Source organism: Collinsella sp. CLA-ER-H2, assembly GCF_040092405.1.
Classification (GTDB): Bacteria; Actinomycetota; Coriobacteriia; order Coriobacteriales; family Coriobacteriaceae; genus Collinsella.
Map to the genome: position 1 here is coordinate 1 of NZ_JBBNLO010000047.1, position 7,099 is coordinate 7,099.

Genomic DNA, 7,099 nt, shown 5'->3' on the forward strand with positions numbered 1-7,099 from the left:
TCCCAACCTCGTTGCGGCGCGGCTGCGCCTATGGCACTTCAACATCATTGTCGCAGCCCCGACCCGCGGTCACGAGCGGGGGCTCCTATCTTTTCAGTGCCCTCGGATTGGGTCATAGTGTCTGTCGGTACCAAGGCATCGGCGTCGCCTTGATCCAAACCTACCAAAAAGGGACAGGTTTATTTTGGTCGGTTTTATCTGGGCAAACGTGGTCGTCTATCGCAATATGGTCGTTGGGGACGTTCTTGTTTGACTAGTCGTTTAAGAACGTCCCCAACGACTACATAGGATGAGAGTGGATAATCTCCCGGTTTGAGCCTGCATTCAAGCTCAAAGTGGGAGATTATCCACTCTCGTTTTTGTTCTACCTACATTTGCAGGAACAGTTCGTGGAGGTGGGTGTCTTCGTCGAGCTCGGGGTGGAAGGTGACGCCGAGCTGGTTGCCTTGGCGGGCGGCGACGATGCGACCGTCGACTTCGGCTAGGGCCTCAGTGTCGCCGTGCACTTCGACGATGCGGGGCGCGCGGATAAACGTCAGCGGCACTTCACCGTCGATGCCGGCTACCTGCCCCTTGGCTCGAAAGCTGCCGAGTTGCCTGCCGTAGGCATTGCGCTCGACGAGTACATCCATGGTTGCCAAACGCGACGTGCCCTTATCGTCATGAGCGGCAAGGTCGTGAGCCAGCAGAATCAGGCCGGCGCAGGTGCCCAGGACGGGCATACCTTCAGCGATACGGGTACGAAGCTCCTCGAGCATGCCCAACTCATCAAGCAGTTTCCCTTGAACGGTAGACTCGCCGCCGGGAAGTACCAGACGGTCAAAGTTCTGCTTCAAATCAGCCGCCTGCCTCAGCTCAATACAGCGTGCGCCCAGCTCGGACAGTCTTGCCTCGTGCTCGGCAAAAGCGCCCTGGACCGCCAGCACGGCGACCGTTTGGTCTGCATAATCGCTCATGTGCGATCCTTTCTGCTGGACTAGCGCCCGCGCTCCTCCATGATGATCTCGATTTCGTCGGCGTTGATGCCCACCATGGCCTCGCCCAGGTCCTCCGAAAGCTCGGCGATGAGCTTGGCGTCGGTGAAGTTTGCCACGGCCTTGACGATGGCGGCGGCGCGCTTGGCGGGGTCGCCGCTCTTAAAGATGCCCGAGCCAACAAAGACGCCCTCGGCGCCCAGCTGTATCATCAGCGCGGCGTCGGCGGGGGTCGCGACTCCGCCGGCGGCAAAGTTTACGACGGGGAGCTTGCCCGTGGCATGGACCTCGCGCACCAGCTCGACCGGAACCTGCAGCTGCTTGGCTGCCTCAAAGAGCTCGTCGTCGCGCAGAGCAACAACGTCGCGGATCTGCTTTTGGATCTTGCGCATGTGACGCACGGCCTGAACGACGTCGCCCGTGCCCGGCTCGCCCTTGGTACGAATCATCGTGGCGCCCTCAGCAACACGGCGCAACGCCTCGCCCAGATCGCGGGCGCCGCAGACAAACGGCACGTCAAACTGGGTCTTGTCGATGTGATAGACATCATCGGCGGGGGAGAGGACCTCGGACTCATCGATGTAATCGATCTCGATGGCCTGCAGGACCTGCGCCTCGACAATGTGACCGATGCGACACTTGGCCATAACGGGGATGGAGACGGCCTCCTGGATGCCCTTGATCATCTTGGGATCACTCATGCGCGAGACGCCGCCTGCGGCGCGGATGTCGGCCGGGATACGCTCGAGCGCCATGACGGCGCAGGCGCCCGCCTCCTCGGCGATGCGTGCTTGCTCGGGCGTGGTGACGTCCATGATGACGCCGCCCTTGAGCATCTGCGCGAGTTCGCGATTGAGTTTGACGCGATCGGCCTTGCTGGTCTGTTCTGCCATGGTTGCTCCCTTGGTTGGCATGTACATTGCTTGACGGAACATCCTATCGGGGAGCTGGGTATGGCGAAATACTCAGTTTTCGAGATAATAACAAGGTCAGACTAATGCCAGATTGAATGATTCGATAAGGTCAGGTGATAGACCCATGCTTGACTACAATTTGGAAAATCGCGGCGAAGCATCGCTTTATGAGTATGTTTACCAGCAAATTCGCGATGATATTGTTGCTGGCCGTATTGCGGCGGGGGAGCATCTGCCGTCTAAGCGCGCCTTTGCGAGTCATTTGGGTATCAGTGTCATTACCATCGAGAATGCATATAGCCAGTTGCTTGCCGAGGGCTATATTTGCTCGATGCCGCGTCGTGGCTACTACGCGTGCGAGCTTCCGGATGCGCCGGTTTTGGCTTTTGCTGCGGGGGATATCGACCGAGATGCTGTCCCTGTTGGTCCCAGCGCGCATGATGCCATGGGGCAGGCAGAGCGATTCGACGCACTTTCTCCTTCCGCTTTGGAGGCGGCGCGGCTTTGGCAAAGTGCGCTACGGGCGACGCTGACGTCCGAAGACGAACGTGAAATCTTTTCGCCCGCACCGGCGCAGGGCACCGCTCGACTGCGACGTGCGATTGCGCACCATCTGCGCGGGACAAGGGGCATGAATGTCGACCCCGACAACATCGTTATCGGTGCGGGCGCCCAGCTGCTCGATACCATGTTGGTTCAGTTGCTTGGCGCGGACAAGGTGTATGCCGTCGAGGATCCAGGCTATTTGCGCTTGACGCGCATCTATCAGGCCATGGGTTGCGAAGTGCGGCATATCCCGTTGGATGCTGAGGGCGTGGACTTGAGCGCGCTGCAGAAAACCGGGACCGATGTCCTTCACCTGATGCCGTCTCATCAGTATCCGACCGGTCTTGTGACGAGCATTGCACGTCGCTATGCGTTGCTGAGCTGGGCCGCCGAGCGGCCAGGTCGGTATCTCATCGAAGACGACTTTGATTGTGAGTTTCGCCTTGCCGGCAAGCCGATTCCCGCGCTCGCGTCGATCGATGCCGCCCAGTCGGTTATCTACACCAACACGTTTTCGAAGAGCCTTTCATCGGCGTTGCGTTTAGCGTACATGGTGCTGCCCGATGAACTAATGGAGAGGTTTAAACGCAACCTTGGTTTCTACGCCTCGTCGGTAAGTTCTGTTGATCAGGTTGCCTTGGCGCGTTTGCTGGAATCGGGTGATTACGAGCGACATGTGAACCGCGTGCGCGCTCGTGCTCGTGGGGCGCGTGATGGCCTGGCGGCGCTTGTACGGAAAACGTTTCCGGCAGGGGAGGTTTCGATCGATCATGCAGACGCGGGCCTTTACTGCACTGTTGCCCTGGCCGAGGACAAGGCAGGGGAGAGTTTCGCGAAGGCTCTCGCTGACGCTCGTATTTCCTATGTCAACATCGCCGATTGCCTGTGGACGGGTGATCGGGCATCGACTAAGAACGCTCCATCTCGCGTCCTCATACAATACGACGACCTGAGCTCTCAGTCGCTCAGTGTTCTTCAGGAGCAACTGCAATAAGCCAACGAAAAGGCCCGAACCAATACGGTCCGGGCCTTCTTCGAGCTAGAGGTTATGTCTCAGGCGGTTGGCTTAGCCAAAGTAACGCTTGAGCAGGCCGGCGAAAGCCTTGCCGTGGCGAGCCTCGTCGCGGGCCATCTCGTGCACGGTGTCGTGGATAGCATCGAGACCGGCGGCCTTGGCGCGCTTGGCAAGATCGGTCTTGCCGGCGGTGGCGCCATTCTCGGCCTCAACGCGCATCTCGAGGTTCTTCTTGGTGGAATCGGTCACGACCTCGCCCAGGAGCTCGGCGAACTTGGCGGCATGCTCGGCCTCCTCGTGGGCAGCCTTCTCCCAGTACAGGCCGATCTCGGGATAACCCTCGCGATGAGCAACGCGAGCCATGGCCAGGTACATACCGACCTCGGAGCACTCGCCCTCAAAGTTGGCGCGCAGATCGGCAACGATGTCCTCGGAGACGCCCTCCATCTTGGCGACGCCCACGACGTGCTCGGCAGCCCACTCGAGCTGGCCCTCCTCCTGCTTCAGGAAGCGAGAGCCAGGAACGCCGCACTGGGGGCACTTGAAATCCTCGGGCAGCTGGTCGCCGTCGAACTCTTCCACATAACCGCAAACGGGGCAAACAAACTTCATGATTCGATCCTTTCGATCGATGGCGATGGTGCGCTCGTCCGGTCCCGTAAGGGCCCTCTCCGGACGTGCGTCTTGACGAGTTCTATTATCCATAAATGAGACCGAATGTGAAGCCTATTAGGAATGATTTTTAATAAAACAATTTAAGCATGTGTAGATGTTGATTGATTAACGATTGCTAGACCTCGTGCGGCCTCCGATGAGTACAATCGGTCGAGCAAATGTTGACCAATCAACAAATGAAGGAGCTTCCTTTATGCATCTAGCCCGCCGCGCCTGGTGCCGAACGTATCAAACGGTTTTTCGCATCGCATTGCCGGTACTGCCCTATACCGAGCCACGCATTTTAGAGCACGCTGAGGAAGTGCCCGCAGTGCTTCAAAAGCGTTCAATACAGCATGTTCTTATCGTGACAGTCCCGGCATTGCCCGTCTGGGGCTCACGGCACCGCTCGAGACAGCGCTCGCGTCCAAGGGAATTAGCGCTGCGGTCTATGCCGAGACACGTGCGAACCCCACGGTCTCAAACGTGGAGGAAGCGGCATCCCTGTATCGAGAGGGCGCCTGCCAGGCCATTATCGGTTTTGGCGGCGGCTCGGCCATGGACTGCGCCAAGGGCGTGGGAGCACGCGTCGCGCAGCCAAACAAGCCCATCAACAAGATGCGCGGCCTGCTGCGTGTCCATCGTCGCCTGCCGCTGCTCATCGCCGTTCCCACCACGGCGGGCACGGGAAGCGAGGTCACGCTTGCAGCGGTAATTACCGACGACGAGACGCACTACAAGTATCCCATTAACGACTTTGTGCTGATCCCGCGCTTTGCGGTGCACGACCCCGAGTTTACACGTGGCCTGCCCGCCTCCATTACGGGGCAGACGGGTATGGATGCCCTGACGCATGCCGTCGAGGCCTTTATCGGCCGTAGCACCACGCCCTACACGCGCAAGATGGCGCGCCAGGCGGTGCAGCTCATCCACGACAATTTGCTCGAGGCCTATGAGCACGGGGAGAACATGCGTGCGCGCCGCAATATGCTTTCGGCGGCGTATAAGGCGGGTGTTGCCTTTACGCGCTCCTATGTTGGATATGTGCATGCCATCGCACACAGCTTGGGCGGGCGTTACGGGATTCCGCACGGCTTGGCCAACGCTACCATCCTGCCGCATATGCTTCGTGCCTATGGCGAAGCTGCTGCTCCTAAACTCGCCGATCTCGCCCGCATGGCCGGTATCGCGCCGGCTAACGCGCAGGACAGCCTGGCGGCCGAGGCCTTTATCGATTGGGTCGACCGCATGAACGCCGCCTTGGGCATACCCAAATATGTGACGGGCATTCGCCACTCCGACATTCCTGAGATGGCGGCGCATGCCGATGCCGAGGCCAATCCCCTGTACCCCGTTCCGCTTTTAATGGACCGTTTGGAGCTCGAGCATATGTACGAGGTCGTTGCGGGTGGTATGTTTGAAGACGAGAACTAGGAGGGCCCATGAACACCGAGGAAATTGCGCGCATCGTCGGCGATCAGCGCGCCTACTTTAAGACGCACGCCACGTTTGATGTCGATGCTCGACGTCGTGCGCTCGTGAGTTTACGCGATGCGGTGCGGGCCCACGAGGCCGATATTGCCCATGCGCTCAAGACCGATTTGGGTAAGTCACATGACGAGGCGTATATGTGCGAGATCGGCACCTCGCTTTCCGAGATTCGACATCAGATTGCGCACGTGGCTCGATGGAGCCGCCCGCGCCTGCGCCCGTGCGACCTCGCCAACGCTGTGAGTGTGTGCAAGACGCAAGCCGTGCCCTATGGCGTCGCGCTCATCATGGCCCCCTGGAACTATCCGTTTTTGTTGACGCTCGAGCCGCTCGCTGGCGCCCTTGCCGCGGGCAACGCCGTGGTCATCAAGCCGAGTGCCTATGCTCCGGCATCGAGCGCGGTGCTCAAGCAAATCTGTGAAGAGGCATTTGATCCGCGCTTGGTGACGGTCGTCGAAGGCGGGCGTGCCGAAAACGAAGCGTTGCTCGATGAGTGCTGGGACAAGATCTTCTTTACCGGTAGCGTTCCGGTCGGCAAGCTCGTCATGGAGCGTGCAAGTAAAAACCTCACACCCGTGACGCTTGAGCTGGGCGGAAAGAGTCCCTGCATCGTGGATGCGACGGCTAACTTGAAGGTCGCGGCACGCCGTATCGCCTTTGGTAAATGGCTCAACGTGGGGCAGACCTGCGTGGCGCCCGACTACCTGCTGGTCGATGCGCGCGTGCACGACGAGCTGCTGGACCTCATCAAGGAGGAGGCCCGCCGCATGTTTGGCGAGCATCCGCTCGACAATGAGAATTACGGTCATATTGTCAACGCCAAGCATTTCGCGCGCGTACGCGGGCTGATCGACCCCGACAAGGTTGTGCTGGGAGGTACCGCGCGCGAGTCGTCGCTCAAGATTGAGCCGACGATTTTGGACGGCGTGGCGCCTGAGGACGCCGTAATGCAGGAGGAGATTTTCGGCCCCATCTTGCCGGTGCTGTCGTTTGAGAGCCTAGACGAGGCCGAGACGTTTATTACGGATCGTCCGACGCCGCTGGCCCTGTATATCTTTAGCCAAGACCGTGAGGTTCAGCAGCGCTTTGTGCGTTACGTGCCCTTTGGTGGTGGCTGTGTTAATGACACCATTATGCATTTGGCCACGAGCCATATGGGCTTTGGCGGCATGGGGGCGAGCGGTATGGGACAGTACCATGGACGCGAGAGCTTCGATACGTTTAGCCACAAGAAGAGCATCGTGAACAAGGCAACGTGGCTGGACGTGCCGTTCCGCTATGCCCCTTACGCAAGCTGGAAGCACAAGTTCGTGCGCATGTTTGTGCATTAGAATCAGATGACATAGGGATAAAGACGATATGAGAAAGCCATTGGAGCCGCCTCCCCCGCGGCGCAGCTTCTTTCCGCGGGCTCGGGGTGCCACAATGGGCTTTGAGTATCGGCCCGTGCGGTAGCCCTTACCGCACCTGCGGGGAGGAGGCTTCCCATGCCCCATGTTACCTCC

General features: G+C 59.4%; 6 protein-coding genes. 3 read left to right on the plus strand and 3 right to left on the minus strand.

The genetic code is table 11. The annotated features are described in order from the left end of the window. Positions 1–368: 368 nt before the first annotated feature. Together pdxT and pdxS are read right to left on the minus strand one after the other, a co-directional pair. Positions 369–956, minus strand: coding sequence for a pyridoxal 5'-phosphate synthase glutaminase subunit PdxT (gene pdxT, locus AAAX59_RS09390; protein WP_117803748.1), 588 nt, complete (start codon positions 954–956; stop codon positions 369–371). 20 nt (positions 957–976) lie between these two features. Then, entirely contained in the window at positions 977–1,867 is an 891-nt protein-coding gene (gene pdxS, locus AAAX59_RS09395; protein WP_349071565.1) for a pyridoxal 5'-phosphate synthase lyase subunit PdxS, read from the minus strand. A gap of 145 nt (positions 1,868–2,012) precedes the next feature. On the opposite strand from pdxS, the gene AAAX59_RS09400 reads away from it, so the two are divergent. Beyond that, positions 2,013–3,428, plus strand: a complete 1,416-nt coding sequence (locus AAAX59_RS09400; RefSeq protein WP_349071566.1) for a PLP-dependent aminotransferase family protein — start codon at positions 2,013–2,015, stop codon at positions 3,426–3,428. Positions 3,429–3,500: 72 nt separating this feature from the next. Here the strand turns inward: AAAX59_RS09400 and AAAX59_RS09405 are convergent, their stop codons facing one another. After that, entirely contained in the window at positions 3,501–4,064 is a 564-nt protein-coding gene (locus tag AAAX59_RS09405; protein ID WP_070097113.1) for a ferritin family protein, read from the minus strand. Positions 4,065–4,538: 474 nt separating this feature from the next. On the opposite strand from AAAX59_RS09405, the gene AAAX59_RS09410 reads away from it, so the two are divergent. Next, complete coding sequence (locus AAAX59_RS09410; protein ID WP_349071568.1) at positions 4,539–5,537, plus strand: iron-containing alcohol dehydrogenase; 999 nt, start codon at positions 4,539–4,541, stop codon at positions 5,535–5,537. A gap of 8 nt (positions 5,538–5,545) precedes the next feature. Next, positions 5,546–6,925 carry an aldehyde dehydrogenase gene (locus AAAX59_RS09415; protein WP_349071567.1) on the plus strand — a complete coding sequence of 460 codons (1,380 nt, stop codon included), beginning with the start codon at positions 5,546–5,548 and terminating at the stop codon, positions 6,923–6,925. Positions 6,926–7,099: the final 174 nt, after the last annotated feature.

Excerpts from the sequence above, each read along its gene's own strand:
- pdxT (WP_117803748.1), bottom strand. The coding sequence starts at position 956 with ATGAGCGATTATGCAGACCAAACGGTCGCCGTGCTGGCGGTCCAGGGC.
- pdxS (WP_349071565.1), bottom strand. The coding sequence starts at position 1,867 with ATGGCAGAACAGACCAGCAAGGCCGATCGCGTCAAACTCAATCGCGAA.
- AAAX59_RS09400 (WP_349071566.1), top strand. The coding sequence starts at position 2,013 with ATGCTTGACTACAATTTGGAAAATCGCGGCGAAGCATCGCTTTATGAG.
- AAAX59_RS09415 (WP_349071567.1), top strand. The coding sequence starts at position 5,546 with ATGAACACCGAGGAAATTGCGCGCATCGTCGGCGATCAGCGCGCCTAC.